Source organism: Pseudomonas sp. 8AS (genome assembly GCF_902506505.1).
Lineage (GTDB): Bacteria > Pseudomonadota > Gammaproteobacteria > Pseudomonadales > Pseudomonadaceae > Aquipseudomonas.
The window spans coordinates 3,280,179-3,306,587 of sequence record NZ_LR733406.1 but is presented as its reverse complement, the minus strand read 5'-3'; the positions used below and the strand labels follow the sequence as shown (position 1 = coordinate 3,306,587).

Annotated in this window: 29 protein-coding genes and 1 pseudogene; 18 read left to right on the top strand and 12 right to left on the bottom strand. The window is 66.4% G+C overall.

Going from position 1 to position 26,409, the window contains the following annotated elements:
* Positions 1 to 180 precede the first annotated feature (180 nt).
* From acpP to GV001_RS15360, 8 genes are all read left to right on the top strand, one after another.
* The gene (gene acpP, locus GV001_RS15395) at positions 181 to 414 is read left to right on the top strand and encodes an acyl carrier protein (protein ID WP_160081363.1); all 234 of its coding nucleotides are present in this window, start codon (positions 181 to 183) and stop codon (positions 412 to 414) included.
* A gap of 112 nt (positions 415 to 526) precedes the next feature.
* Entirely contained in the window at positions 527 to 1,771 is a 1,245-nt protein-coding gene (gene fabF / locus GV001_RS15390) for a beta-ketoacyl-ACP synthase II (protein ID WP_160081361.1), read from the top strand.
* Positions 1,771 to 2,586: an aminodeoxychorismate lyase gene (gene pabC / locus GV001_RS15385; protein WP_160081359.1), complete on the top strand. Its 816-nt coding sequence runs from the start codon at positions 1,771 to 1,773 to the stop codon at positions 2,584 to 2,586. The genes fabF and pabC overlap by 1 nt, the downstream gene beginning before the upstream one ends.
* 3 nt (positions 2,587 to 2,589) lie before the next feature.
* Positions 2,590 to 3,627 (top strand): endolytic transglycosylase MltG, encoded by a 1,038-nt coding sequence (mltG, locus tag GV001_RS15380; protein WP_160081357.1) that lies wholly within the window; start codon positions 2,590 to 2,592, stop codon positions 3,625 to 3,627.
* A 9-nt stretch (positions 3,628 to 3,636) separates the two neighbouring features.
* Positions 3,637 to 4,269 carry a dTMP kinase gene (gene tmk, locus GV001_RS15375; RefSeq protein ID WP_160081355.1) on the top strand — a complete coding sequence of 211 codons (633 nt, stop codon included), beginning with the start codon at positions 3,637 to 3,639 and terminating at the stop codon, positions 4,267 to 4,269.
* Entirely contained in the window at positions 4,262 to 5,248 is a 987-nt protein-coding gene (locus GV001_RS15370) for a DNA polymerase III subunit delta' (RefSeq protein WP_160081353.1), read from the top strand. Before tmk ends, GV001_RS15370 begins: the two co-directional genes overlap by 8 nt.
* A gap of 34 nt (positions 5,249 to 5,282) precedes the next feature.
* Entirely contained in the window at positions 5,283 to 5,639 is a 357-nt protein-coding gene (locus GV001_RS15365; protein ID WP_110682561.1) for a PilZ domain-containing protein, read from the top strand.
* Positions 5,640 to 5,700: 61 nt separating this feature from the next.
* A complete protein-coding gene (locus tag GV001_RS15360; protein ID WP_160081351.1) occupies positions 5,701 to 6,483 on the top strand; it encodes a TatD family hydrolase in 783 nt (260 codons plus the stop codon).
* A 274-nt stretch (positions 6,484 to 6,757) separates the two neighbouring features.
* Here the strand turns inward: GV001_RS15360 and GV001_RS15355 are convergent, their stop codons facing one another.
* Positions 6,758 to 7,891: an aminotransferase class V-fold PLP-dependent enzyme gene (locus tag GV001_RS15355; RefSeq protein WP_160081349.1), complete on the bottom strand. Its 1,134-nt coding sequence runs from the start codon at positions 7,889 to 7,891 to the stop codon at positions 6,758 to 6,760.
* 74 nt (positions 7,892 to 7,965) lie between these two features.
* Between GV001_RS15355 and GV001_RS15350 the strand changes: the two genes are divergently transcribed.
* The 5 genes from GV001_RS15350 (at position 7,966) to GV001_RS15330 (ending at position 12,068) form a co-directional block, all read left to right on the top strand.
* Positions 7,966 to 8,604, top strand: coding sequence for a TetR/AcrR family transcriptional regulator (locus tag GV001_RS15350; RefSeq protein WP_160081347.1), 639 nt, complete (start codon positions 7,966 to 7,968; stop codon positions 8,602 to 8,604).
* 83 nt (positions 8,605 to 8,687) lie between these two features.
* Entirely contained in the window at positions 8,688 to 9,656 is a 969-nt protein-coding gene (locus tag GV001_RS15345; RefSeq protein ID WP_160081345.1) for a GTP 3',8-cyclase MoaA, read from the top strand.
* Positions 9,657 to 9,683: 27 nt separating this feature from the next.
* Positions 9,684 to 10,577: a radical SAM protein gene (locus GV001_RS15340; protein WP_160081343.1), complete on the top strand. Its 894-nt coding sequence runs from the start codon at positions 9,684 to 9,686 to the stop codon at positions 10,575 to 10,577.
* Positions 10,578 to 10,846: 269 nt separating this feature from the next.
* Positions 10,847 to 11,452, top strand: a complete 606-nt coding sequence (locus GV001_RS15335) for a DUF4823 domain-containing protein (RefSeq protein ID WP_160081341.1) — start codon at positions 10,847 to 10,849, stop codon at positions 11,450 to 11,452.
* 46 nt (positions 11,453 to 11,498) lie between these two features.
* Positions 11,499 to 12,068 carry a DUF1285 domain-containing protein gene (locus GV001_RS15330; RefSeq protein WP_160081339.1) on the top strand — a complete coding sequence of 190 codons (570 nt, stop codon included), beginning with the start codon at positions 11,499 to 11,501 and terminating at the stop codon, positions 12,066 to 12,068.
* Positions 12,069 to 12,167: 99 nt separating this feature from the next.
* Here the strand turns inward: GV001_RS15330 and GV001_RS15325 are convergent, their stop codons facing one another.
* Positions 12,168 to 12,563: a RidA family protein gene (locus tag GV001_RS15325; protein ID WP_160081337.1), complete on the bottom strand. Its 396-nt coding sequence runs from the start codon at positions 12,561 to 12,563 to the stop codon at positions 12,168 to 12,170.
* A 139-nt stretch (positions 12,564 to 12,702) separates the two neighbouring features.
* On the opposite strand from GV001_RS15325, the gene GV001_RS15320 reads away from it, so the two are divergent.
* The 5 genes from GV001_RS15320 (at position 12,703) to GV001_RS15300 (ending at position 16,939) form a co-directional block, all read left to right on the top strand.
* Positions 12,703 to 13,605, top strand: coding sequence for a LysR family transcriptional regulator (locus tag GV001_RS15320; protein WP_160081335.1), 903 nt, complete (start codon positions 12,703 to 12,705; stop codon positions 13,603 to 13,605).
* Between the two features lie 230 nt (positions 13,606 to 13,835).
* Positions 13,836 to 14,774, top strand: coding sequence for a chromate resistance protein ChrB domain-containing protein (locus tag GV001_RS15315; protein ID WP_160081333.1), 939 nt, complete (start codon positions 13,836 to 13,838; stop codon positions 14,772 to 14,774).
* Positions 14,775 to 14,806: 32 nt separating this feature from the next.
* Entirely contained in the window at positions 14,807 to 16,135 is a 1,329-nt protein-coding gene (chrA, locus tag GV001_RS15310; protein WP_160081331.1) for a chromate efflux transporter, read from the top strand.
* Between the two features lie 10 nt (positions 16,136 to 16,145).
* Positions 16,146 to 16,472 (top strand): rhodanese-like domain-containing protein, encoded by a 327-nt coding sequence (locus tag GV001_RS15305; protein ID WP_160081329.1) that lies wholly within the window; start codon positions 16,146 to 16,148, stop codon positions 16,470 to 16,472.
* Positions 16,473 to 16,486: 14 nt separating this feature from the next.
* Positions 16,487 to 16,939, top strand: coding sequence for a chromate resistance protein ChrB domain-containing protein (locus GV001_RS15300; protein WP_160081327.1), 453 nt, complete (start codon positions 16,487 to 16,489; stop codon positions 16,937 to 16,939).
* 295 nt (positions 16,940 to 17,234) lie between these two features.
* On the opposite strand, the pseudogene GV001_RS15295 reads toward GV001_RS15300, so the two are convergent.
* From GV001_RS15295 to GV001_RS15255, 10 genes and pseudogenes are all read right to left on the bottom strand, one after another.
* A pseudogene (locus tag GV001_RS15295) lies at positions 17,235 to 17,543 on the bottom strand (VOC family protein); the annotation flags it as partial.
* Between the two features lie 77 nt (positions 17,544 to 17,620).
* Complete coding sequence (locus GV001_RS20195; RefSeq protein ID WP_256664933.1) at positions 17,621 to 17,743, bottom strand: hypothetical protein; 123 nt, start codon at positions 17,741 to 17,743, stop codon at positions 17,621 to 17,623.
* A gap of 18 nt (positions 17,744 to 17,761) precedes the next feature.
* Positions 17,762 to 18,379, bottom strand: coding sequence for a hypothetical protein (locus GV001_RS15290; protein ID WP_160081325.1), 618 nt, complete (start codon positions 18,377 to 18,379; stop codon positions 17,762 to 17,764).
* 18 nt (positions 18,380 to 18,397) lie between these two features.
* Entirely contained in the window at positions 18,398 to 20,038 is a 1,641-nt protein-coding gene (locus tag GV001_RS15285; protein ID WP_160081323.1) for a BatD family protein, read from the bottom strand.
* A complete protein-coding gene (locus GV001_RS15280) occupies positions 20,035 to 21,828 on the bottom strand; it encodes a VWA domain-containing protein (protein ID WP_160081321.1) in 1,794 nt (597 codons plus the stop codon). Before GV001_RS15280 ends, GV001_RS15285 begins: the two co-directional genes overlap by 4 nt.
* Positions 21,828 to 22,847 carry a VWA domain-containing protein gene (locus tag GV001_RS15275; RefSeq protein WP_160081319.1) on the bottom strand — a complete coding sequence of 340 codons (1,020 nt, stop codon included), beginning with the start codon at positions 22,845 to 22,847 and terminating at the stop codon, positions 21,828 to 21,830. Before GV001_RS15275 ends, GV001_RS15280 begins: the two co-directional genes overlap by 1 nt.
* Positions 22,840 to 23,334, bottom strand: coding sequence for a DUF4381 domain-containing protein (locus tag GV001_RS15270; RefSeq protein ID WP_160081317.1), 495 nt, complete (start codon positions 23,332 to 23,334; stop codon positions 22,840 to 22,842). The genes GV001_RS15275 and GV001_RS15270 overlap by 8 nt, the downstream gene beginning before the upstream one ends.
* Positions 23,331 to 24,275 carry a DUF58 domain-containing protein gene (locus GV001_RS15265; protein ID WP_160081315.1) on the bottom strand — a complete coding sequence of 315 codons (945 nt, stop codon included), beginning with the start codon at positions 24,273 to 24,275 and terminating at the stop codon, positions 23,331 to 23,333. The genes GV001_RS15270 and GV001_RS15265 overlap by 4 nt, the downstream gene beginning before the upstream one ends.
* A gap of 38 nt (positions 24,276 to 24,313) precedes the next feature.
* Positions 24,314 to 25,273, bottom strand: coding sequence for a MoxR family ATPase (locus GV001_RS15260; protein WP_160081313.1), 960 nt, complete (start codon positions 25,271 to 25,273; stop codon positions 24,314 to 24,316).
* A gap of 142 nt (positions 25,274 to 25,415) precedes the next feature.
* Entirely contained in the window at positions 25,416 to 26,273 is an 858-nt protein-coding gene (locus GV001_RS15255; protein WP_160081311.1) for a DUF1353 domain-containing protein, read from the bottom strand.
* Positions 26,274 to 26,409 lie beyond the last annotated feature (136 nt).

Below are 26,409 nucleotides of genomic sequence, written 5' to 3'. Positions count from 1 at the left end.
CGAGCCTGCGGGAAATTGTCATAAAAGCTGTCTAAAGTTCGTTACAAAAGTGCAACCAGCAGTAGACGGCGCTGTGAACTGTTTCGGACGGGCTCGGCGTTTGGCTTGAAAGTTAGAAAACCCTTTCTATACACTGCGGCTCAGCTGCACGGATTTTTTCCATAGGAGTGAAAACTAGACATGAGCACCATCGAAGAACGCGTCAAGAAAATCGTCGCCGAGCAACTGGGCGTTAAAGAAGACGAAGTTACCAACAGCGCTTCCTTCGTCGAAGACCTGGGCGCCGACTCCCTTGACACCGTCGAGCTGGTGATGGCTCTGGAAGAGGAATTCGAGACCGAGATCCCGGACGAGCAAGCTGAGAAGATCACCACCGTTCAGGAAGCCATCGACTACATCAACGCCCACGGCTGATTGATCGTAATCGACGGTTTTCGGACCCGGAAAAGCCGCACTGCCCCTCACGAGGCGTGCGGTTTTTCTTTGATGGGCCGGCAGGTTTCAAACAGAACAAGAGGATTTCGCTGTGTCGCGTAGACGCGTTGTGGTTACCGGTATGGGCATGCTGTCGCCGTTGGGCGTCGATGTGGCAAGCAGCTGGCAGGGCATCCTGGCCGGTCGCAGTGGCATCGGCCTGATCGAGCATATGGACCTTTCCGCCTTTTCCACCCGTTTTGGCGGCTCGGTGCGGGGCTTCAATGTCGAGGAGTACCTGAGCGCCAAGGAGGCGCGCAAGCTCGACTACTTCATCCAGTACGGCCTGGCGGCGAGCTTCCAGGCGATGCGCCATTCCGGCCTGGAAGTCACGGACGCCAACCGCGAGCGCATCGGCGTGGCCATGGGCTCGGGCATCGGCGGCCTGACCAATATCGAGAACAACTGCAAGTCCCTGATCGAACAGGGGCCGCGGCGTATTTCGCCGTTCTTCGTGCCCGGCTCGATCATCAACATGATTTCCGGCTTCCTGTCGATCCATCTGGGTCTGCAGGGCCCCAACTACGCCGTTGCCACCGCCTGCACCACCGGCACCCACTGCATCGGCATGGCAGCGCGCAATATCGCCTATGGCGAAGCCGACGTGATGGTTGCCGGTGGCGCGGAAATGGCCACCAGCGGCCTGGGCATGGGCGGTTTCGGCGCAGCCCGTGCGCTGTCGACCCGCAACGACGATCCAGCACGGGCCAGCCGGCCGTGGGACAAGGGCCGTGATGGCTTCGTCCTGTCCGATGGCGCCGGTGCCCTGGTGCTCGAGGAACTCGAACACGCCAAGGCCCGCGGCGCGACCATCTATGCCGAGCTGGTCGGTTTCGGCATGAGCGGCGACGCCTACCACATGACCTCGCCGCCGGAAGACGGCGCCGGCGCCGCGCGCTGCATGAGCAATGCGCTGCGCGATGCCGGGTTGAACGTCGACCAAGTGCAGTACATCAATGCCCACGGCACCTCGACCTCGGCCGGCGACAAGGCCGAGGCCGCTGCGGTCAAGTCGGTATTCGGCGAGCAGGCCTACCAGCTGGCGGTCAGTTCGACCAAGTCGATGACCGGTCACCTGCTGGGCGCGGCGGGCGCCGTCGAGGCGATCTTCAGCGTGCTGGCGATCCGCGACCAGGTGGCGCCGCCAACCATCAACCTGGATGAGCCGGACGAAGGCTGCGACCTCGATTTCGTCGCGCATCAGGCCAAGGCCATGCCGATCGACGCGGTGCTGTCCAACTCCTTCGGCTTTGGCGGCACCAACGGCTCGCTGGTATTCCGTCGGTTCGCCGGCTGATGTTGAGCTGGGTCGACGGCCAGCCGGCGGCGCAGCTGTCCGTGCTGGACCGTGGCCTGGCTTACGGCGATGGTCTGTTCGAGACGATCGCCGTGCGCGGTGGGCAGCCGCGTCTGCTGGCCCGCCACCTGGCGCGCCTCGACGATGGCCTGCGGCGCTTGCGCCTGCCGCTCGACCTCGGCGAGCTGGAACGCGAGCTGCTGGCCTTCTGCGCCGAGCTGGGCGAGGGCGTCGCCAAGTTGCTGGTTACCCGTGGCGAGGGCGCGCGCGGCTATGCGCCGCCGCAGCCCACGCAGCCCCGACGCATCCTGCTCGGCAGCCCTATGCCGGTTTACCCGGCGGAGCATGCCGACCGGGGCGTGCGCCTGTTTCCCTGTGTCACGCGCCTGGCCGAGCAGCCGTTGCTGGCCGGGCTCAAGCACCTGAACCGTCTCGAGCAGGTCCTGGCCCGCAGCGAGTGGCAGGACCCGGCTTATGCCGAGGGGCTGATGTGCGATGGCGCCGGGCGGGTGATCGAGGGCGTCTACAGCAACCTGTTCCTGGTCAAGGATGGCCGCCTGCTCAGCGCCGACCTGTCGCGCTGCGGCGTGGCCGGGGTGATGCGTGCCGAGGTGCTGGCGCAGGCCGCCGCGCTGGGGATTGCCGTGCAGCTGGGCGATATCAGCCGCGCCGACCTGCTGGCTGCCGACGAGGTGTTCCTCTGCAACAGCCTATATGGCATCTGGCCGGTGCGCGAGCTGCAGGGGCACGACTGGTCGGTCGGGCCGTTGACCCGTAAACTGCAGGGCATTATCCGCAGTCTTCTGGATTCCTGATTCGTGATACGCAAGCTTTTGCTGCTGCTCGCCGCAGGCGTGCTGCTGCTCGTGGTATCCCTGGCGCTGGCCGCCTGGCGCCTGCAGTCGGCGCTGGAGCAACCACTGCAGCTGAGCGAGGCGCGCCTGCTGAATGTCGAGCCCGGGGCCACTCCCGGTGGCCTGCTCAACCAGTTGCAAGCCGAGGGGGTGCTCGATGGCGCCTTCTGGCTGCGTCAGTACTGGCGCTTCAGGCTGCCTGGCCAGGCTCTGCACAGCGGCGAATACCGCCTGCTGCCCGAGCACAAGGCGCGCGATCTGCTGGGCCTGTGGCAGCGGGGCGAGGTGGTGCAGTACAGCCTGACCCTGGTCGAGGGCTGGAGCTTTCGCCAGGTGCGTGCCGCCCTGAGCCGGCAGAGTGCCTTGCAGCAGAGCGTGGCCGAACTCGACGACGCCGCCTTGATGGCCAAGCTCGGGCAGCCGGGTGTCAGCCCCGAGGGGCGCTTCTTTCCCGATACCTACCGCTATGTGCGCGGCATGAGCGACTTCGAGCTGCTCAAGCAGGCCCACGCCCGCCTGGATCTGGTGCTGGACGAGGAATGGCGCAAGCGTGCCGAGGGCCTGCCGTACCGCAAGCCCTACGATGCGCTGATCATGGCCTCGATGGTGGAGAAGGAGACCGGGGTGCCGGAGGAGCGCGGGCAGATCGCCGGCGTCTTCGTCCGGCGCCTGCGCAACAGCATGCGCCTGCAGACCGACCCGACAGTGATCTTCGGCCTGGGCGAGCGCTACAACGGCAACCTGACCCGTGCCCACCTGCGCGAGCCGACGCCCTACAACACCTACACCATCGACGGCATGCCGCCGACGCCGATTGCCCTGGTCGGGCGTGAGGCGATCCATGCCGCATTGCATCCGGTCGACGGCAAGAGCCTGTACTTCGTCGCCCGTGGCGACGGCAGCCATGTATTCTCCGACACCCTGGAGCAGCACAATCGCGCGGTGAGCGAGTACCAGCTCAAGCGCCGTGCCGACTATCGTTCCAGTCCCGTGCGTCAATAAGGATCATCCGTGAGCGGTCTGTTTATCACCCTTGAAGGCCCGGAAGGCGCCGGCAAAAGCACCAACCGCGAATACCTCGCCGAGCGCCTGCGCGAGCAGGGCATCGAGGTGCTGCTGACCCGCGAACCGGGGGGCACGCCGCTGGCCGAGCGCATCCGCGAGCTGCTGCTGACCCCCAGCGATGAGCAGATGGCCGCCGATACCGAGCTGCTGCTGGTGTTCGCCGCACGCGCCCAGCACCTGGCCGAAGTCATCCGCCCGGCCCTGGCCCGGGGCTGCGTGGTGCTCTGCGATCGCTTCACCGATGCCACCTATGCCTACCAGGGCGGTGGCCGTGGGCTGTCCGTCGCGCGCATCGCTACCTTGGAAAATTTCGTGCAGGGCGAGCTGCGTCCCGACCTGACCCTGGTCTTCGACCTGCCGATCGAGGTCGGTCTGTCCCGCGCGGCCGCCCGCGGGCGCCTGGACCGCTTCGAGCAGGAGGGGCGCAGCTTTTTCGATGCGGTGCGCCACACCTACCTGCAGCGCGCCAAGGCTGCGCCGGCCCGCTACCGCGTGCTGGATGCGGCGCAGTCGCTGGCCGGCGTGCAGCAGTCCATCGACCGGCTGCTGCCGGAAATCCTGGAGCGTTGCCGTGCCTGAAGCCTACCCCTGGCAGCAGGCCCTGTGGCAGCAGCTGGCCGGGCGCCAGCAGCATGCCCACGCCTACCTGCTGCACGGCCCGGCCGGCATCGGCAAGCGCCACCTGGCCGAACGCCTGATGGCGCTGCTGCTGTGCCAGAGGCCGAGCGGCCTGGAGGCCTGCGGCCAGTGCAAGGGCTGTCACCTGCTGGCGGCCGGCAGTCACCCGGACAACTACATCCTCGAGCCGGAAGAGGCCGACAAGGGCATCAAGGTCGACCAGGTGCGCGATCTGGTCAGCTTCGTGGTGCAGACCGCCCAGCTCGGCGGGCGCAAGGTGGTGCTACTGGAGCCGGTGGAGGCGATGAACATCAATGCCGCCAACGCCTTGCTCAAGAGCCTGGAAGAACCGGCCGGCAATACCGTGCTGCTGCTGGTCAGCCACCAGCCCAGCCGGCTGCTGCCGACGGTGAAGAGTCGCTGCGTGCAGCAGGCCTGTCCGCTGCCCGATCAGGCCAGCAGCCTGGCCTGGCTGGCCGAGGCCTTGCCCGAGTGCGGCGAGGACGAGCGCGGCGAACTGCTCGTCCTCGCCGGTGGTTCGCCGCTGATGGCGCGGCGCCTGCACCAGCAGGGCGTGCGTGAACAGCGCGCGCAGGTGGTTGAGGGGGTGAAGAAACTGCTCAAGCAGCAGGCCAGCGCCAGCCAGCTGGCCGAGGCCTGGAAGACCCTGCCGATGGCCATGCTGTTCGACTGGTTCTGCGACTGGACACAGGCCATGCTGCGCTATCAGCTGACCCAGGACGAAGAGGGCCTGGGTCTGGCGGATATGCGCAAGGTGGTGCAGTACCTGGCGGGCAAAACCCCGCAAGCGCGGGTGCTGGCGATGCAGGACTGGCTGCTGCAGCAGCGCCAGAAAGTCCTGAATAAGGCCAATCTGAACAGTGTCTTGCTTCTCGAAGCACTGCTGGTGCAGTGGGCAAGCCTGCCTGGACCGGGCTAGAATCGAAAATTGGATAGTTTGCTAGGAATGCCGCATGAGCTTGCCACCCAATCTTGGACCGCGTAACGGAATCCTGTCCCTGACCATCAAGGACAAGTCCGTGCTCTACGCCGCCTATATGCCCTTCATCAAGAATGGCGGCTTGTTCATTCCCACGGCCAAGAGCTACAAGCTCGGTGACGAGGTGTTCATGCTGCTCAACCTTATGGACGAGCCGGAGAAGATCCCGGTGGCCGGCAAGGTGGTGTGGATCACCCCGAAAGGCGCCCAGGGCAACCGGGCCGCCGGGGTTGGCGTGCAGTTCAACGATGGTGACAACACCGCGCGCAACAAGATCGAAACCTACCTGGCCGGTGCGCTGAAGTCGGATCGTCCGACCCACACCATGTAAGCCAATTCGTATGACTCTGCGCCACCCGCGAGGGTGGCGTTTTCGTTTGAGTGGTATGCCCATGCTGATCGACTCCCATTGCCACCTCGACCGTCTCGACCTGGCAGCCCACGGCGGCTCGCTGGATGCCGCCCTGGATGCCGCGCGCGCCCGTGGCGTGGGGCACTTCCTGTGCATCGGCGTCAGTGCGGAGAATGCCGCGGCGGTCAAGGGGCTGACCGAGCGCTACGCCGATGTCGATTGCTCGGTCGGCGTCCACCCGCTGGATCTGCAGCCGGGCGCCGCGCCGGTGCTGAACTGGCTGCTGGCCGAGCTGAACCACCCGCATGTGGTGGCGATCGGTGAAACCGGCCTGGACTATCACTACGAGCCGGAAGCCGCCGAACTGCAGCAGGCATCCTTTCGCCTGCATCTCGAAGCTGCCCGGCAGACCGGCAAGCCGGTGATCGTGCACACCCGCGAGGCGCGAGCCGACACCCTGGCCCTGCTGCGCGAGGCAGCGCTGCCCCAGGCCGGCGTGCTGCACTGCTTCACCGAGGACTGGGAGATGGCCAGGGCCGCGCTGGATCTGGGCTTTTACATCTCGCTGTCCGGCATCGTCACCTTCCGCAATGCCGATGCCCTGCGCGAAGTGGCGCGCAAGGTGCCGGCCGATCGCCTGCTGGTGGAGACCGACTCGCCTTATCTCGCGCCGATTCCCTATCGCGGCAAGGCCAACCTGCCGCAATACGTGCGCGAGGTGGCCGAGTTCCTGGCCCTGGTGCGCGGCGAACGGTTCGAGGACCTGGCCGCGCAGACCAGCGCCAACTTCAAGCGTCTGTTCCCGCTGGCGCGGGTGGTCTGAGCGACTCGCCAAGCGGAGGCTTTTTTCCCGGTGTGGGCTGGATGTTCTGGCCAAATCGCAGGCAAAAAAAACCCGGGTTCTGGGGGATGAATCCGGGTCAAGACCATTAGGAGTAAATCAAGATACGCGGTCCACGGTATCTTGCCTGGCGGGGCACTTGGGGGGAGATGCCGCGCACCAGTAAGCTCAAGTATTGGTCATGTTTCCCCAGCGTCCAGGCGGGTTCCCGCGCTTTTTTAAACGGATTTGGAATACCACTGCGGCTGCTGAGCACTCAGCCTTGTGCCAGCAGGCCCAGCAGCGCCACTGTCTGCTCGATCACCGCATGATCCGTGTAGAAGTGTGGTGAAAGGCGCACACCTTTGCCCCGTTGCGCGCAGATCACCTGTTCCTGGCGCAGGCGGGCGAACAGCTGCTGGTTATCCCAGCCGGCCAGGCTGAAGGTGAGGATGCCGGCGCGCCGCCGAGCGTCCAGCGGGCTGTGCAGGCTGGCGCCCGGCAGGCGCTGCAGGCCCTGCTGGAGCAGCTGCATGCGCTCTTCCAGTTGCTCGCCAACCCTGGCCATGCCGACTTCCTCCAGCAGCGACAGGCTGGCCTCCAGAGCCATGGCGCCGAGCATGTTCGGGCTGCCGCATTCGAAGCGCCGCGCGCTCTGCGCCGGTTGCCAGTCGCTGCGTTGGTAATCGCCGGCATGTTCGAGCATGTGCCAGCCGTATTCATGCAGGGTCAGTTGTTCGCGCAGGTCGCTGCGGCAATAGAACACGCCCAGGCCTTCCGGGCCGAGCAGCCACTTGTGCCCGTCGGCCATGGCGAAGGCGCAGCCGCTGGCCTGCACGTCGAAGGGCAGGGCGCCGAGCTGCTGGATGGCATCGATGCACAGCAGCACGCCGCGGCTGTGGCAGCCGGCGCCGAGGCGCTCCAGGTCCAGGCGCAGGCCGCTGGCATACTGCACCGCGCTGATCGCCAGCAGCCGCGTGCGCGGCCCGCAGGCGGCCAGCAGGTCGGCCTCCGGGTCCCGGCCCTGCAGGCTGACCTGGATCACCTCGACCCCGCGTGGCTTGAGCGCCTCCCAGACGATGCGGTTGGAGGGGAACTCCTCGTCGCTGATCACCACCTGGTCGCCGGCCCGCCAGTCGAGGCCGAAGGCGACGAACGACAGGGCCTCGGAAGTGTTCTTGACCAGGGCGATATCGCCGCGGCTCGGTGCATTGAGCAGGCGTTGCAAGCGTTCGCGCAGGCGCAGCTCGACTTTCAGCCAGTCCGGGTAGTCGCGGGCGCCGAGCCGGCTGTTCTGCTCGGCAAAGCGCTGCACGGCCTCTGCGGCGCGCCTTGGCCAGGGTGCGACGGCGGCGTGGTTGAGGTAACGCAGGCCGGCAATCTGGGGGAATTCGCTGGAAATGGCTGACATGGGCGATGATCCGTGCAATTTAGCGCTGAACAGGCATAATAACGCGCCCCGATTTTTCATCCTGTAGTCACTTTATGAACAAAGAACCTCGCAAAGTCCGTGAATTCCGCCGCCGCGAACAGGAAATTCTCGATACCGCGCTGAAGCTCTTCCTCGAACAGGGTGAAGACAGCGTAACCGTCGAGATGATCGCCGACGCGGTGGGCATCGGCAAAGGCACCATCTACAAGCACTTCAAGTCGAAGGCGGAGATCTACCTGCGCCTGATGCTCGACTACGAGCGCGACCTCAACGAGCTGCTGCATTCGGCCGACGTCGACCGCGACAAGGAAGCCCTGTCGCGCGCCTACTTCGAGTTCCGCATGCGCGACCCGCAGCGCTACCGGCTGTTCGACCGCCTGGAAGAGAAGGTGGTCAAGGGCAACCAGGTGCCGGAAATGGTCGACCAGCTACACAAGATCCGCGCCTCCAACTTCGAGCGCCTGACCCAGCTGATCAAGGGCCGCATCGCCGAAGGCAAGCTGGAAGACGTGCCGCCGTACTTCCACTACTGCGCGGCCTGGGCCCTGGTGCACGGCGCCGTGGCGCTGTACCACTCGCCGTTCTGGAGCAACGTGCTGGAAGACCAGGACGGCTTCTTCCAGTTCCTCATGGACATCGGCGTGCGCATGGGCAACAAGCGCAAGCGCGACGGCGACACCCCGGCTGCCTGAGGTGATATTCAGCCCGCCAATGAAGCGTACTTTACGCGCGCTGGCGGGCATATACTCCGGACTATACCCAGCCGGAGTCGCCCATGATCGTTGACCGCCAGGGCAGACGCTTTCGCAACCTGCGCATCAGCCTGACCGCCGCCTGCAACTACGCCTGCACCTACTGCGTGCCGAACGGCAAGCGTCTGGTCGCGGCCCAGGACGAGCTGTCCGCCGAGGCCATGGTGCGTGGCGTCGCCTACCTGATCGAGGCGGCCGGCATCGAACGCCTGCGCATCACCGGTGGCGAACCGCTGGTCAGTCCCAAGCTCGAGCTGTTCCTGCGCCAGGTCAGCCAGCTCGGCCTCGCCGACATCAGCCTGACCAGCAACGGCCAGCTGCTCAGCCGCAAGCTGCCGCTGCTGCTGGAATGCGGCATGCGCCGCCTGAACATCTCCCTGGATACCCTCGATCCGCAGGCGTTTGCCCGGATCGCCCGTGGCGGCGATCTGGCCAGCGTGCTGCATGGCCTGGAGGAGGCGCGTGCGGCGGGGCTGCAGGTGAAGATCAACATGGTGCCGCTGCGCGGGCACAACCACGAGCAGGTCCTGCCGCTGCTCGACTACTGCCTGGAGCGCGGCTTCGAGCTGCGCTTCATCGAGCTGATGCGCATGGGCCACCTGGCCCGCGACGGCAATGCCTTCCAGCAGCAGTTCTACGGCATGAACGAGCTGCTGGCGCGCATCGGCGAACGCTACGAATTCGTCCAGGCCGAGGCGCCGCTGGATGCCACCGCGTTGCGCTACGAGATTCCCGGGCAGGGCTTCTTCGGCGTGATCGCCAACGAAAGCGTGCCGTTCTGCCGCACCTGCTCGCGCCTGCGCCTGTCGTCCACCGGCTGGCTGCATGGCTGCCTGTCGTCGAGCAACCGCCACTATGTCGGCGACCTCCTCGACAAACCGCGCCACCAGGCCCTGCCGGCCCTGCAGCGGCTACTGGTGCAGGCCCTGGCCGACAAACAGGACATCGCCTTCTCCGGCGGGGTCACCGTGATGAAAATTATCGGCGGCTGATGCGCCGCCCCGAGTCAGCAAGAAATCATGTCAGCAGAATTCCCCATCGCCTACATCGAACCGGTATTCCGTCCGCCGAGCGAAGCCCACTCGCTGATCCTGCCGGTGACCAACGGCTGCTCGTGGAACGCCTGCACCTTCTGCGAGATGTATACCCAGCCGCAGAAGAAATTCCGCGCCCGCGACGAGGCCGAGGTGCTCGAGGAGATCCGCCGCGCCGGCCAGCAGCTGATCGTCCAGCGGGTGTTCCTCGCCGACGGCGACGCCCTGGTGCTGCCGACGCGGCGCCTGCTGAACATCCTCAGCGCCATCCGCGAGCAGATGCCCGAGGTCACCCGCGTTTCCAGCTACTGCCTGCCGCGCAACCTGCGCAAGAAGTCGGTGGGCGAGCTCAAGGAACTGGCGGACGCCGGGCTGAAGATGGCCTATGTCGGCTGCGAGTCCGGCGACGACGAGGTGCTGGCGCGGGTCAACAAGGGCGAGACCTACGCGTCCAGCCTGAGCGCCCTGGAAAAACTCGGCGAAGCCGGCATCAGCCGCTCGGTGATGATCCTTAACGGCCTCGGCGGTACCAGCCTGAGCCAGCAGCACGCCGACAACTCGGCGCGCCTGATGAATGCCGCGCAGCCGGAGTTCCTCTCCACCCTGGTGGTCAGCTTCCCCACCGGCGAGCAGCGTTTTCGCGAAGGTTTTGCCGACTTCCAGCCGCTCGGCCAGCATGAGCTGTTCGTCGAAGTCGAGCGCCTGCTGCAGGGCCTGGAGCTGCGCGACACGGTGTTTCGCAGCGACCACGCCTCCAACTACCTGGTGCTCAAGGGCAACCTGGGGGCGGACAAGGCGCGCCTGCTGGCCCAGGTGCGCCAGGCCATCGAGCAGCCGCAGGCGGCCCGGTTGCGCCAGGAGTGGCAGCGCGGCCTGTGAATTGCGCACGGATCTCTTGATCGTCGGCCATGCTGCGTTGAAATTGGGTTCGGGCTGCTCATTTACAGCTCGTAAACTCCGCGCCCTCACCCAATTGATTCGCTGGCGCTTACCCTTCGGGCCAGCCTGCGGCTGTTACTCCCGCTGGTCGTTGCGCCTTGCCTGGCTCTAGCTCAATAGATCCGATATAGGTTTTTGGAAGCTTGGCGCGGAAGCTGCAGGGGTCGTCTATCCGCCGGTTTTCCGTCACCGGCCTGGGAGGATTTGCGATGCGTAGCTTGATTCTGCTGCTGGCCCTGCTTGGCCTGGGTGGCTGCATGAAGGTCAGCGATATGGCCGCCGGCACCGAGTACCACCTGCGCGACGCCGGCGTGCTCGACCACAGCGATACCCGCCGGGCCAACACCTGGCGCCTGCAGCCCGACTCTTTCGTGTTCATCGCCCAGAGCCACTTCGTACCGCCGGGCAGCGCCTATCCGCGGCCCAATGTGGTGGCCGAGGAGGCCTTCAACGCCTTTGTCGAGTACTTCCCGCTGGTGCGTCGCGCGGCCCGGCCGCAGGGCCTGGAGGAGGCGCTGGGCGAGGCGCGCAATGCCGGCGCCCACTACCTGCTGTACAGCCGCTTCGCCGGGGCCGACGACCGTATCGGCACGCTGGAGGAGTGGGATGACCAGGAAGCCCTGGATCGCCTGGGCGTGGACAGCGGCGTGATCCAGCTGATGCTGATCGAGACCAATACCCGTTACCTGGTGGATACCGCGCGCATCCGCAATCGCGGCGGTTTCCTGACATTCTATGACCAGCAGCCTCAGGATCTTCTGCGGCCGCCGTTCGAGCAATATGCCCGCGGCCTGCTGGGGGTAAGTTCGCAATAACCGCTGGGCGCCGCATACTGACAGGCGCAGCGATGAGGAGTAAGCAATGAGCGATCCGGGCAAGGCCGGCAACCTGCTGGCGCAGATCCCCAAGGGCGAAGGCAAGGGCCTGCCGCCGGTGCACCTGTGGAATCCGGATTTCTGCGGCGACATCGACATGCGCATCGCCCGCGACGGCACCTGGTACTACCTGGGCACGCCGATCGGCCGCAAGCCGATGGTCAAGCTGTTCTCCACCATCATCCGCCGCGACGGCGACGACTACTTCCTGATCACCCCGGTGGAGAAGGTCGGCATCAGCGTCGACGATGCGCCGTTCGTGGCCGTGACCCTGCAGGTCGATGGCGCGGGCGAGCAGCAGGTGCTGCGCTTCACCAGCAATGTTGACGACGAGATCGAGGCCGGCGTCGAGCACCCGCTGCGGATCGAACTGGACCCGCTGACCGAGGAACCCTCGCCCTACCTGCTCGTGCGCGCCAACCTGGAAGCGCTGGTGCACCGCAATGTGTTCTACCAGCTGGTCGAGCTGGCTGTGCCGCGCCAGATCGACGGGCAGACCTGGCTGGGCGTCTGGAGCGGCGGCGAGTTCTTCCCCATCGGGCCGCAGCCGGAATAGACGCCACCTGTTCCGACTCGCATCCCACACGTAGGCTGGGTTACCACAGGCGTAACCCAGCGACAGCTAAACACCTCTCCTGCCCGTAGCAGCCTTGGGCTACTGCGGCAGCCTGGCGATCACCTTGATCTCGAAGTCGAAGCCAGACAGCCAGGTCACGCCGATAGCGGTCACCGTCGGGTAAGGTGCTTCGCCCCAATACTCGGCCGCTACTTCCCAGATGGTCTCGAATTTCGAGTCCGGCTCGACCATGAAGATGGTCGTGTCGACCACATCATCGAAGCTACAGCCTGCTTCGGCCAGGATCGCATTGAGGTTGGCAAAGGTAAGGCGTACCTGCGCGCCCAGGTCCTGCTCGGGCGAGCCATCCTTGCGGCTGCCGACTTGACCTGACACGAACAGAAAGCCGTTGGAGCGGATCGCCGGCGAGTAGCGATGAAGCTCGTACAGCGCATGGCGGTCAGGTGGGAATACCACATCACGTTTACTGGTCATTGCATGCCTCCATCGCGGCCATTGCGGCCCGTTGTTTACGATGGAGTCACTGTAAGAAGACGGTCGGCACCGATAAACGAGCAACACTGTCCAGCACTGTTTGTAGAATCCAAACAATCCTGATCAGTCTGGAGTCGCGATGGATCGTTTCGATGCGATGCAGGCCTTCGCCCGCGTAGTGGAAACCGGCAGCTTCACCAAGGCCGCCGACACCCTGCACATGAGCAAGACCAGCGTGACCCAGCTGGTGCAGCAGCTGGAGGCGCGACTGCGCGTGCGCCTGCTCAACCGCACCACGCGCAAGGTCAACGTCACCGCCGATGGCGCCGCCTACTACGAGCGGGTGATCCGCCTGCTGGCCGACATGGACGACGCCGAAACCAGCTTGTCCGCCGCCTCGGCCGTGCCCAGGGGCAGGCTGCGGGTGGACGTGCCCAGCCCGCTGGCCAGCATGATCCTCATCCCGGCGCTACCGGCCTTTCACCAGCGCTACCCCGAAATCCAGCTCGACCTGGGTGTCAGCGACCGCTACGTCGACCTGATCGGCGACAACGTGGACTGCGTGGTGCGCGGCGGCACAATCAGCGACCAGTCGCTGGTGGCCAGGCACCTGGGCGATCTGCAGCTAGGCGTGTACGCATCGCCCGGCTACCTGGCGCGCGCCGGCGTGCCCGCACACCCGAGCGAACTGGCGACGCACCATATAGTTACCTTCCTCGGCGCGCGCAGCCGCAAGGCCTTTGCCGGCATCATGCAGCGCGGCGAGGAACGTATCGGCTTGCTGGGCCGCCCGGCCCTGGCGGTGGACGACGGCAACGCCTACCTCGCCGCCGGCCTGGCTGGCCTGGGCATCCTCTGGCTACCGCACTACATGGCCAAGCCCCACCGGGCGAGCGGGGCGCTGGTGCCGCTCTTCGAGGACTGGCAACTGGACCCCATGCCGCTCTACCTGGCCTACCCACCCAACCGGCATGTCAGCGCCAAGCTGCGGGTGTTTATCGATTGGGTGGTGGAGCTGATGGCAGAGCATACGCCGCGCTGAATGTGAACTGTGTGCGGCGCGGATAGGTGATGCGGCGTTGCTTGACCAGGTTTGAGGTGTTTTTGGGGGCTGCTTTCGGCCAAGACGCCCAGCCCCGCTTATTGTGATCCACCATGCTGATGATTCTGACTCGTCCCGAAAGCCGGTAGGCACGCCGCAAGCGCTTGCGGCTTCCTTTGCTTTGGCTCAATATGTAGAGACTCATTCATTAGTGAATATATCTCTACCAAATGAAACTGCTAGCACTCATCCTTTCCTTGCCCACCGAGAATGCTACTGCTCGGCAACGGGCTTGGCGCTCGCTGAAAGCCTCCGGTGCGGCAGTGCTGCGTGATGGTGTCTATCTGATGCCTGAGCGCGAGGACTGTCGCGCCACCTTGGATGGTTTGGCCTCAGATGTACGGGACGCTGGTGGGGCGGCCCATGTGCTGCGCGTCGAAGAGCCCGAGGGAGCAAACTTTATCGACCTGTTTGATCGCGGCGAAGACTATGCGGCCGTGCTGGGTGAAGTCGTACAAGCGCGGAATGTGCTGACTGTCGATACCGTGCAGGACACGCTCAAGCAAGTACGCAAGCTCCGCAAAGCTTTCGCCAGCCTGGTCGAAATCGACTTTTTCCCTGGCGAGGCACAACAGCAAACCGATAAAGCCTTGCAGGAGCTGGAGTTGGCCTGCGCCCGAGCCCTGTCCCCGGATGAGCCGCACGCCATGGCCGGTGTCATCGCACAGCTGCATTCATCCGACTACCAGGGGCGCATCTGGGCGACCCGCCAGCGGCCATGGGTGGATCGCTTGGCCAGTGCCTGGCTGATCCGTCGTTTTATCGATCCACAGGCCAGGATTCTGTGGCTGGCCAGTCCCGGGGATTGTCCGGCTACTGCGCTGGGTTTCGACTTCGACGGCGCGACCTTCAGTCATGTCGGCAGTCGCGTCACCTTCGAGGTGTTGGCGGCAAGCTTCGGCCTGGAGCAACCCGCTATCGCACGGCTGGGTTTACTTGTGCATTACCTCGACGTGGGCGGCGTGCAGCCGCCCGAAGCCGCAGGTATCGAGAGCGTGCTGGCCGGACTGCGCGAAACCCTGACCCAAGACGATCAATTGCTGACCGCCGCTTCCGCCATTTTTGACGGTTTGCTGGCCAGTTTCGACAAAGGAGTACCCTCGACGTGACGCAAACAGCCGCGCAGAGCGCGGAAACACTGATGCAAGCACCGCAGCCGGTCAGTTTCTGGCAGGCCTTCGCTTTCTGGCTGAAGCTGGGCTTCATTAGTTTCGGCGGCCCAGCCGGGCAGATTTCGATCATGCACCAGGAGCTGGTTGAGCGTCGGCGCTGGATCTCCGAGCGGCGTTTCCTGCATGCCCTCAATTACTGCATGCTGCTGCCCGGCCCGGAGGCCCAGCAGTTGGCCACCTATATCGGTTGGCTGATGCACCGTACTTGGGGCGGGGTGATTGCCGGGGTACTGTTCGTACTGCCCTCGCTGTTTATCCTGATTGCGCTTTCCTGGGTCTACATCGCCTTCGGCGATGTTCCGGTGGTGGCTGGGTTGTTCTATGGCATCAAGCCGGCAGTCACCGCCATCGTGGTACAGGCCGCTCATCGCATCGGCTCGCGGGCCCTGAAGAACAACTGGCTGTTGGCGATTGCCGCCGCCTCCTTCGTCGCCATTTTCGCGTTGAACCTGCCGTTCCCGCTGATCGTGCTGGGTGCCGCCGTGATCGGTTATTTCGGCGGGCGTTTCGCCCCTGACAAATTCAGCATCGGCGGCGGCCACGGTGCTAGCAAGCAATCCTTCGGCCCGGCGCTGATCGATGACGACACCCCGGCATCGGAACATGCACGCTTTCGCTGGCCGCGCCTGCTCTTGCTGGCAGTCATAGGCGCGGCGCTGTGGGCATTGCCCATGGGCCTGCTGACCGCCCTGTTCGGCTGGGAGGGCACGTTGACCCAGATGGGCTGGTTCTTTACCAAGGCCGCGTTGCTGACCTTTGGCGGGGCCTATGCGGTATTGCCCTATGTTTACCAAGGTGCAGTCGGCCACTACGGCTGGTTGACCCCGACGCAGATGATCGATGGCTTGGCCTTGGGCGAGACCACACCGGGGCCGCTGATCATGGTGGTGGCCTTTGTCGGCTTCGTCGGTGGCTATGTGCAGCAGGTCTTCGGTTCCGATCAGGCCTTCCTAGCCGGAGCCGTGGCCGCCAGCCTGGCCACCTGGTTCACCTTCTTGCCGTCCTTCCTGTTCATTCTCGCAGGCGGCCCGTTGGTGGAGTCGACCCACAACGAACTGAAGTTCACCGCACCGCTGACAGCCATCACTGCCGCAGTGGTCGGGGTGATCCTCAACCTGGCGTTGTTCTTCGGTTATCACGTGCTCTGGCCGCAAGGTTTCAGCGGCCACTTCGACTGGCCATCAGCACTGATCGCGCTGGCAGCCGCCGTTGCTCTGTTCCGCTTCAAACGTGGCGTCATCCAGGTGCTGGCAGCCTGTGCGCTGGTAGGTCTGGCTGTGCACCTGCTGCAAAACTGAGAGGTGGGAAATGAGCCGAATATCGATCTGCGAACTGGCTGAGTGGCAGGCCGCAGGGCGGACGTTCAGCCTACTGGATGTACGCCGCACGAGCGTTCGGCTTGCCGATGCCACAGAAATCCCCGGTGCACACTGGCGCGATCCCGAGGAAGTATTCACCTGGAAGGATCAGGTTCCACGGGACAGACCAGTGATTGTCTATTGCGCCAAGGGGCATGAAATCAGCCAGGGCATCGCCGCCACACTGGAGGCCATGGGCCTGGATGCGCGCTACTTAATCGATGGCTTTGCTGGCTGGCACAGCGCTGGCCAGCCCACCCGGAGCCTATCCCGATAGGCAGGAGGTGCTGCATGAAGTGGGTCACCCGCGAACGCCCGAAGATCGACCGGATCGCCTGCCCTTGGCTGATCGCCCGCTTTATCGACACAGCGCCGGAGTTTCTCTATGTGCCGAGTGGCGATGTGCTGCGTTTGGCGCGAGAGGAAGGCGCTACGCCTTACGATATCCCTGGTGTCGAACTCACTCATGAAGGCGAATTGTGCAGCTTCGATGCGTTCTTGAAGAAGTACCAACTGGCCGATCCGGCCTTGCAGCAGCTGGCGCAGATTGTGCGAGGTGCCGATACCTCAAGGCTTGATCTCACTCCTCAGTCGGCAGGGCTATATGCCATCTCACTAGGACTGTCGAAGACCTTCAGCGACGACCATGAAATGCTGCGTCATGGCCTCATCATGTACGACGCCCTGTATGCCTGGTGCAAAGACTGCCAGGGCGAATCGCATAACTGGCCGCCACGGATGTGAATCACTCCGGCGTTCCTAGACGCTTGATGACTGCTTTTGGCCGATTCTGTTGAAAAAGTCGCTTTCTGAGAGAGCTGCTTTTCGGTGGCTCAGAAATCGCCCGATTTCGGCGTTGCTACGTAAAAACCAGGACAGCTCCGTCTTCTCAGTGAATCAGATTCCAACGTCGCTAACGGTCTTTCATGGAGAAAGATCGCGACGGGACTTTTTCAACAGAATCGGCCGATTCCTGCCCCTCGACTTTCGTCCTTAAGCCTTTCGGCAAGCTCCGCATATGTCCAGAGGCGGGCAGCCCCTAGATATTCTGCGCGATATGCCAGAGCACCCCGCTCGGGTCGAACAGTACGAATTCCCGCATCCCCCAGGGTTGGTCGACAAGGTCGCCCATGCGCACGGCAAAGCGTTCGGTCAGGCCCGACTCGCTCAGGTGGCGGTGCCAGGCATCCACATCCTCCACCAGCAGGTGCATGACGAAGTTCTCCGCCTGTTCGCGCACATAGAAGTTCTGCAGCAGGAAGCTGCAGTTGCCGTGGCGCAGGTAGGCCAGGTTGTCGTCGCTCCAGGGCAGGCTGAAACCCAGGGCCTGGTAGAAGTCCTGGGTGCGGGCGAAGTCCTTAGAACCTGTTCACGATCTCTTGGCCGTCGGCCATACCGCGTTAAAAACAGGCTCGGAATGCTCATTTACAGCTCGTAAACTGCGCTTCCTCGCCTGTTTTTGCCTTGTCTGGCTCTAGTCCAAAAGATCGTGAACAGGTTCTTGGCGGGCACCAGGGTCTTGAGTTCCACGCTGTTGAGGTTGCTCATCGGCGGCTTTCCTTGTGTTCAGTACAGGTCGTTGCGTTTGGCTGGCTTGATCACTTGGAAGAGGCTGTAGCCCAGGCCGATATCGGTCACCACGCGGGTGCAGACGGCGGGGATGGCGATCAGCGCGTGGATGAGCATGGCTGTGGCCGCGTAGGCGCCGAATTCGATGCTGCGCATGGCTGACGGCAAGGGATCGCGGCGGCTCTCCAGCAGTTCCTGGCGCAGGGCGGGCAGGTCGGGCCAGTGCTCGCTGTCGATCTGCGTGCGCATGGCTTGCGGGTAGAGGTTGCGGCTGCGGCAGCCACGGCGAAAGGCGCGCCACATGCGCCTGGGCTGCAGCACCAGGCCGGTGGAGAGGGCGATCAGGTTCATGGTGCCGAGCAGCGGCGAATTGAGCATCGAGCCGGTGCCCAGCTCCCAGGCGCTGACTTCGCCCTCGCCGATGCGCCCGGTGCTGTAGCCGGTCACGATATGGTGCAGGTCGTGGTACTTGAGGTAGCGGTGGCGGGTTTCGATATTCGGCAGCGGCACCAGCAGGCAGCCGGTATAGACCGGCACGGTGCAGGCCTGGCGGTCGGCGGTGTCGCTGAAGCCGCAGCGGCGGTAGAAGGCCGCCAGCTCTTCCTTGAGCGTCATCTTTGATTCCTCGATCAGTCAGCGTGGGTACAGCGGTGGCAGCGGGCTCGGTTCCTGCTGGCCGCTCGGTGTTTCCGGGGCCGGCAGGCTGCGGATCGCCTTCCACAGGTCTTCGCCCTGCCAGTACTGGCCGCTCTCGCTGTACAGCGCGCCATTCAGTTCATCCAGCGCCTCGGACAGCGGCACGAAGCGGGCGGCCATGTCGGCCAGGGTTTCCGGTTGCTGGCGGGCCCAGGCATCCAGGGCCTGGCGGGTGGCCTGGCTGTCGTTGGCCAGGCAGGCGCGCTTGAGGTCGTCGAGCAGGGTGCGCGGGCTGGGGCCGGTCTGCGCCGTGGGCAGGATCGCCGGCTGGCGCCGGGCCCGCCACCACAGGCCGAAGCCGAGCAGGGTGGTGCCGGCCAGCAGGGCGCAGGCCAGCTGCCAGGCCCACAGCGGCGGCGCATCGGCGCTCGGCAGCGGCGCCGGGCTATCGACCGGGGCCTCGGCCTCCAGGGCCGGGTTGCTGGCCACTTCCAGGGTCCGCGCCGGCAGGCTGGTGCGCTCCAGGCGGTCTTCGGCGGTGTTCCACCACACCAGCTCGACGGCGGGCAGGCTGATCCGGCCGCTGCGGTTGGCCACCAGCGCTTCGCGCTCTTCGCGGCTGCCGAGCAGGCCGCGTTCGCTGTTCTCGTTGTTCAGCAGCGGCTGGTCCGGATAACGGCGCAGGCCTTCGCTCTGGCTCTGCGGCAGCGGCGGCAGCTGGGCGCTGGACAGGCCTTCGGCGCGCAGCAGGATGCTGCGGGTCAGGGAGTCGCCGACCCGCAGTTTGTCCGGCTCCGGGTTCCAGGCCTCGCTCAGGCTGATGGCGCGGGCCGGCAGCCAGGGCGCATCGCTCGGGTAGCTGGCCGGCTTGGCCTTCACCGTCAGTGGAATCGCCGGCGACTTGACCCGCGTCAGGCGCCCGGGGCGCGGGCCGAACGGGTTGTAGTCGTCGCTGCTGGAGCGCTCCACCGGGGTGGCGCTGAACAGCTGCGAGGGAATGCTCAGCTCACCGCTCTTCTGCGGGAAGATCGCGTAGCGCACCTCGATCACGCCGTGGCGCACGCCGTTGATGGCCTTCTCGTAGGTGCGTGGCTCGCCGAGCTGCTCGACCCGGGCATCGGCGATGCTCAGCTGGGTCAGGCTGATGCTGTCGGGGTACAGCGACACCGAGTGGTAGATGCGCAGGGTCAGCACCGCCTGGGCCTGCACGTAGACGCTTTCCTGGTCCAGGCTGGCGTCGATGAAGATCGGTGCCAGCTTGCCGTTGGCGTCGCCGCCGTTGCCCTTGAGGATCTGCAGGGTGATGGCCTGGCTGCTGGCGTCGCCCAGCTTCAGCGGCGGGATCACCACGTAGCCGCTCTGTCGCGGCAGCAGGGTGACGATCCAGCGGGTGGTGGCCTGGGTCTTGCCGTTGAAGGTGGCCAGGCGGTTTTCCTGGCGCGTGCTGACCACTTCGAACAGCGGTTCCAGGGGCGCCAGATCGGGCTTGCCGAACACCGTGACATCATCCGATTCGAGGGTCAGGTCGAGGCTTTCGCCTTCGCTCAGACGGGCGCGGTCGACCGTGGCGGTGAGGCTGGCGGCGCCGGCCTGCAGGGCGAAGAGGCTGAGAAGGAGGGCGCAAAGCAGGCGGCTCATCGAGACTGTTCCTGACGCTGTTGCTGTTCATAGAGGAATTTGCGCCGCAGCAGTTCGCCCGGCTCGTCCGGGATCTGCCGCAGCCACTGTTCCAGGGCGTCGCGCTGTTCGCCGCCCAGGGCCGGTTCGGCAGCGGCCTGGGCGGCGTCGCGCGGGTCGTTGGCCGGTTCGGGTTTCTCGCCCTCGGCTGGCCCCGGTTGCGCCGGCTGATCGGCGGCCTGCGGCTCGCCGGCTGGGTTCGGCTCGGCGGCCTTGGCCTGGCTGGACTCGCTGCCGTCGTCCTGCTCCTGCTGGTCGCGGGGTTCGGCCTGCGGCTGACCGGCAGCGCTGGATGGCGCCGACTCGCCGCCCTGATCCTGCGACTGCTGGTTCTGCTGGTTCTGCTGGTCGGCTTGCTGCTGTTGTTGTTGCTGTTGCTGCTTCTGCTGTTGCAGCAGCTGCTCGATCAGCGCCTTGTTCTGCTGCGCCACCTGCAGGTCGGGTTGCTGCTCCAGGGCCTGGTCGTAGGCATCCAGCGCGGCCTCCAGTTCGTTGCTCTTGGCCAGGGCATTACCGCGGTTGTAGTGGGCACTGGCGCTGTCGCTCAGGGCGAAACGTTCGGCGGCGGCGGGGTAGTCGCCGGCGCGATACAGGGCTTCGCCCTGCCACTGCGGGTCGGTGAAGCGCTCGGCGGCTTCCCTGGGCTTGTCTGCCTGCAGCAGGCGCTGGCCTTGCTGGTCCGGGCGCAGCCACAGGTCGCGCAGTTCGAAGGCGTAGCTGGGTTGCGGCAGGGCCAGCAGCAGGAGCGGCAGGCCGAACAGCCAGCCGCGGCGCCCGGCGCAGGCGGCCAGCAGCAACAGCGGCAGCAGCAGCCAGTGGCCCTGGTCGGCCCAGGCCGTGAGCAGGGTCGGCTCGCCATCCTCACGCAGGGCCTGCGGGCCGTCGAGCAGGCCGAGGCCGCGCAGGTCGCGGTCGTCCAGGCTGGCCTGGCGGTACTGGCCGCCCAGTTCGCCGGCAAAGCGCCGGAGCCCGGCGCCGTCCAGGCGCGGCAGGAGGATGGCGCCCTGGGCATCCTTGAGGAAGCTGCCGTTCTCGCCGAGGATCGGCGCGCCCTGGGCCGTGCCGATGCCGAGGATGCGCAGCTGCTCGCTGCGCTGGCCCAGGGCCTGGCGGATGCCCTGGCGTTCCTCGTCGCTCAGGGCGCTGGTGATCAGCAGCAGGCGGCCGCGGCCCAGGGCGCCCTGTTCGAGCAGGGCGACGGCCTTGGCCATGGCCAGGTCGGCGCGGCGCCCGGGCTGCGGCATGATCGACGGCTTGAGCGCATCCAGCAGGTTGCTGGCGGTGGCCAGATCGTCGGACAGCGGCACCAGGGTATGCGCGCTGCCGGCATACACCAGGATGGCGGTCTGCGCATCCTGGCGCGCGCGCAGCAGGTCGAGCAGCTTGCGCCTGGCCTGGCTCAGGCGGTCCGGCGCGGCATCCCCGGCGAGCATCGCCGGGGTCAGTTCGAGCACCACCACCAGCGGGTCGGCGCGCTTCTGGCTGGCCTGTTCGACGCGCTGCCAGCTGGGGCCGAGCAGGGCCAGCACGGCCAGCAGCCAGGCGAGGCCGAGGGCGATCCACGGCAGACGGTTCTGCCGGGTGCGGCCGCCGGTGAGCAGCGCGGCCTGGAACAGCGCGGGCAGCAGCAGCTGCCAGCGCCCGCTGCGCCGTTCGCGGTGCCACAGCTGCCACAGCAGCCAGGCGCACGGCGGCACCAGCAGCAGGCTCCAGGGGCGCAGCCAGTGTGGCCAGAGGGCGGCGAGCTCCATCAGGCGGTCCTCCGCAGGCGCCGGCGCAGCTGTTGCAGGCCGTGCGGCCACAGTTCATGGGCCACCAGCAGCAGGCTGAGCAGCAGCGCCGCGCCGAGCGGCCAGCCGTACAGGGCCAGTGCCGGGCGGGCGCGGGTAGGCTGCTGGGCGGCCGGTTCGAGGCGGTCGAGGGCCGCCTGGATGTCCTGCAGTTCCTCGCTGCTGCGCGCGCGGAAGTAGCTGCCGCCGGTCTGCTCGGCGATGTCGATCAGGCTGGCTTCGTCCAGCTCGATGCCCGGGCTGATGCCGAGCATGCCCATCAGCCCGCCCGGCTGCGGATCGGCGCCGATGCCGATGGTGTAGATCTTCACCTGTTCCTCGGCGGCCAGACGCGCGGCGGTGCGCGGTTCGATCTCGCCGCCGTTGTTGGCGCCGTCGGTGATCAGTATCAGCACCCGGCTGTCGGCCGGGCGCTGGCGCAGGCGCTTGACCGCCAGGCCGATGGCATCGCCGATGGCGGTCTGCGGCCCGGCGATATTGATCAGCGCCTCGTCCAGCCAGACCCGCACGGTGTGGCGGTCGAAGGTCAGCGGCGACTGCAGGTAGGCCTGGCTGCCGAACAGGATCAGGCCGACGCGGTCGCCCTGGCGCTGCTCGATGAAGTCGCCGAACAGCCGCTTGACCAGCTCCAGGCGCGACACGTCCTCGCCGTCCCACTGCATGTCGCTCTGTTCCATGGAGCCGGAAACGTCCACCGCCAGCAGCAGGTCGCGGCCGCTGGCCGGCAGCGGCAGCGGTTCGCCGACCCATTCCGGGCGGGCCGTGGCCACCAGCAGCAACAGCCAGAGCAGGGCGAACGGAGCCTGCTGGCGCCAGGCCGGCAGGCTGGCGCGGGCGCGGCGGCCGCTGAGGCCTTCCAGCTCGGCGAGGAAGCTGACTTTCAGCGCCGCCTCGCCGCTGTCGGCGGCCGGCAGCAGCCGGCGCAGCAGCCACGGCAGCGGGGCGAGGAGGAAGGCCCAGGGCCAGGCGAACTCAAACATGCTTGCGAATCCAGGTGTCGACGGCCTGGTTGAGGCCGGCGATGGCCTTGTCGTCCAGGGTGCAGCCGGCGCGGTAGCTGCCTTCCACCAGCACCATGTAGCGGGTCAGGCCGGCGGCCGGGCAGCGGTTGTCGAGAAAGGCCAGCCAGGCGCGCCCGCTCAGGGTATGGCTGTGGTCCTGCGGATAGTGGGCGCGGCACAGGCGCTTGAGCAGGGCATTCAGCTGCTGCAGCCAGGGCCCGGCGGGGGCGCCGTCGTAGGGCTTGCGCAGCGCGGCCAGCTCGCTCAGGGCGGCCAGGCGCAGCGGGTCGAGCGGCTGTTCGGCCTGTTGCTGGCGCTTGAGCTTCGGCAGGTGGCGGCGCAGCTGCCACAGGCCCCAGAGCAGCAGCGGCAGCAGCACGGCCAGCAGCCACCAGCCGGGCGCCGGCGGCCACCAGGCGACGGGCGGCGGGGCGATGGTCGGTTGCAGCTGGTCGAGCGGGTTCACGGGCGTTTCCCCGGGCGTTGCAGGCCGTTCAGCTGTTCGCGCAGCTGGCTGATCAGTTCGCCGGCGGTGGACAGCGGCAGCAGCGGCACGCCGAGTTTCTGCGCCAGGCGCTGCCAGCGTGCGCGGCGCTGTTCGCCGAGGGCGTGGTAGGCGCTGCGCAGTTCGGGGTTGTGGGTGTCCAGTTCAAGCTGCGCGCCGTGCTCGAAGAAACGCAGCAGGCCGGCCGCCGGCAGGGCGTGGTCGAGCGGGTCGGAAACCGGCAGCAGGAGCAGGTCGGTGTGCCGGGCGAGCAGGGTCAGCTGCTGCTCGGCGGCATCGCTGAGGGCGCGCTCGTCGCACAGGATGATCGCCAGGCTGCCTGGGCGCAGCACCTCGCGTGCTCGGCGCAGGGCCAGGCCGAAGCCGTCGCGGCCGTTCTGCATTTCGCTGTGCAGGGCCTGGTTGGCCCGCGCCAGGCGGTTGAGCAGTTGCAGCAGGCTGTGTTTGCTGCGCCGCGGCTTGATCTCGTGGTGTTCGTGGTCGCCGAACACCAGGCCGCCGATGCGGTCGTTGTGGGTCAGCGCGGCCCAGCCGAACAGGCTGGCCGCCTGGGCGGCCAGCACCGACTTGAACTGCAGGGCGGAGCCGAAGAACAGCCGCCGGCTCTGCTCGACCATGATGAAGATCGGCCGCTCGCGCTCCTCGTGGAACAGCTTGGTGTGCGGTTCCTGGGTGCGCGCGGTGACGCGCCAGTCGATGCTGCGCACGTCGTCGCCGGGCTGGTAGACGCGCACCTGGTCGAAGTCGACGCCGCGCCCGCGCAGCTTGGAGTGGTGCAGGCCGATCAGCGGGCTGCGCCGCGCCGGGGTGGAGAACAGCTGCACCTCGCGCACGCGGTGACGCATCTCGATCAGCTCGGCGAGGCTGACGCGGATGCCGGGTTGCGTGGGCAGGGCGTGCATGGCTTAGCGGGCCTGGCCATGGCGAATGCGGGTCGGCATCAGGCCACCGCCACCACGTCGAGGATGCGCTGGATCACCCGGTCCTGGTCGATGCCGGCGGCTTCCGCCTCGAACGACAGGATGATGCGGTGGCGCAGCACGTCGAACAGCACCGCCTGGATGTCTTCCGGACTGACGAAGTCGCGCCCGGCCAGCCAGGCATGGGCGCGCGCGCAGCGGTCGAGGGCGATGCTGCCGCGCGGGCTGGCGCCGTAGGCGATCCACTCGGCCATCTCGGGGTCGAACTTGGCCGGGGTGCGGGTGGCCATCACCAGCTGCACCAGGTATTCCTCCACCGCATCGGCCATGTACAGGCCGAGGATTTCCTGGCGCGCGGCGAAGATCGCCTGCTGGGTCACCCGCTGTTCCGGCTTGGCCTCGCCGTGCAGGGCATCGCCGCGGGCCTGGGCGAGGATCTTGCGCTCCACGCTGGCGTCCGGGAAGCCGATCTTCACGTGCATCAGGAAGCGGTCGAGCTGGGCCTCGGGCAGCGGGTAGGTGCCTTCCTGCTCGATCGGGTTCTGCGTGGCCATCACCAGGAACAGCGGCGACAGGTCGTAGGTGCTGCGCCCGACGCTGACCTGGCGCTCGGCCATGGCCTCGAGCAGGGCCGACTGCACCTTGGCCGGGGCGCGGTTGATCTCGTCGGCCAGCACCAGGTTGTGGAAGATCGGCCCCTGCTGGAATTCGAAACTGCCGGTTTCCGGGCGATAGATCTCGGTGCCGGTGATGTCGGCGGGGAGCAGGTCGGGGGTGAACTGGATGCGATGGAATTCGGCCTCGATGCCTTCGGCCAGTTCCTTGATCGCCTTGGTCTTGGCCAGGCCGGGAGCGCCTTCGACCAGCAGGTGGCCGTCCGCCAGCAGGGCGATCAGCAGGCGTTCGATGAGTTTTTCCTGGCCGAGAATCTGGGTTGCAAGAAAGTGTCGCAGCGCAACGAGCGCCTCACGATGTTCCATCGAGGTTCTTCCTGGAAAGGGACTGACGGGTAGCCGAAAACACCCGATCGGGGTGCCAACTCTACTGCATTGTGTGGCGACCTGGCAGGCCTGGGCGCGCGCAGTGCCGGCCAGTTCCCCTTTTGCGCCGCGAGGTCGCGGCTCAAGCAGACCGCGCCGGCACCGCGAAGTTCAGCGCCGGCGCCCCTGCGCTGGCCGGCAGCGGGGTGACGCAGCGCAGCGCGCTGTTGGCCGGCGCCGGGCCGCGCACCTCCAGCGCGCCGAACAGGCGCACGGCCAGGTAGTAGGCGAAGGCCAGCGGCCAGACCATGCCGGCCTGGCGCAGCATCCGGAAGAACAGCCGGTCGGCCTCGTGCTTGGCCAGCGGGGCGACGTTGAGGTACTGGTACAGCGCGTCGTGCACCAGGCTGGCCGGGTGGGCCAGGGGCCAGAACACCTGGCTTTCCTGCGTCTGGCCCTGCTGCAGGCGCAGGATGGAGTGGCGCTTCTCCCACCAGTCGGGAATGCCGAGGATGGCCAGCCAGTAGAACGGCACCTTGGGCGTGCAGCCGTCCCAGGCGTAGGTCTGCGGGCGGGCGAAGTCGTAGCGCACCTCCCCCCGCTGCAGGTCGACGCTGGAGTACCCCGGATTAACGATCAGCAGGCCGTCGTGGATGATCAGCCATTCGCCATAGAAGTAGCGCCCGGCGAACTGCTCGCAGCGCTGCAGCAGGGGATAGTCGATGTAGTTGAGCCAGGGCCCGGCATGGTCGCGGCAGGCAAAGCCCCATTTGCCCAGGTCGGCCTGGCGCGCCGCCTCGGCCCGGCGCAGGCGTTCGCCACGGCCGATCCAGCGCGGCAGCAGCACGCCGAGGTAGACCGGTACACCGGCCCATAGCAGCGGGACGAACAGCGGCGGCGCAAGCCAGGCGGCCAGGCCCAGCAGCAGGGCGCCGATGACGCTGACCAGCAGGTTGCCGAAGTGGCGCAGCAGCGAGCGCGCGAGAGGACGGTTGCCCATGGTTTCCCTACCAGGCTGCGAGGAAGCCGGCACCTTAGCAGCTCATCGGCGCATCTGGGTAGGCGCCCATCCGCCCGCTGCATGGCCGCGGCGCAGCATGGCGATGAACGAATATGTCGCAGGGCTGCAAGCGTGG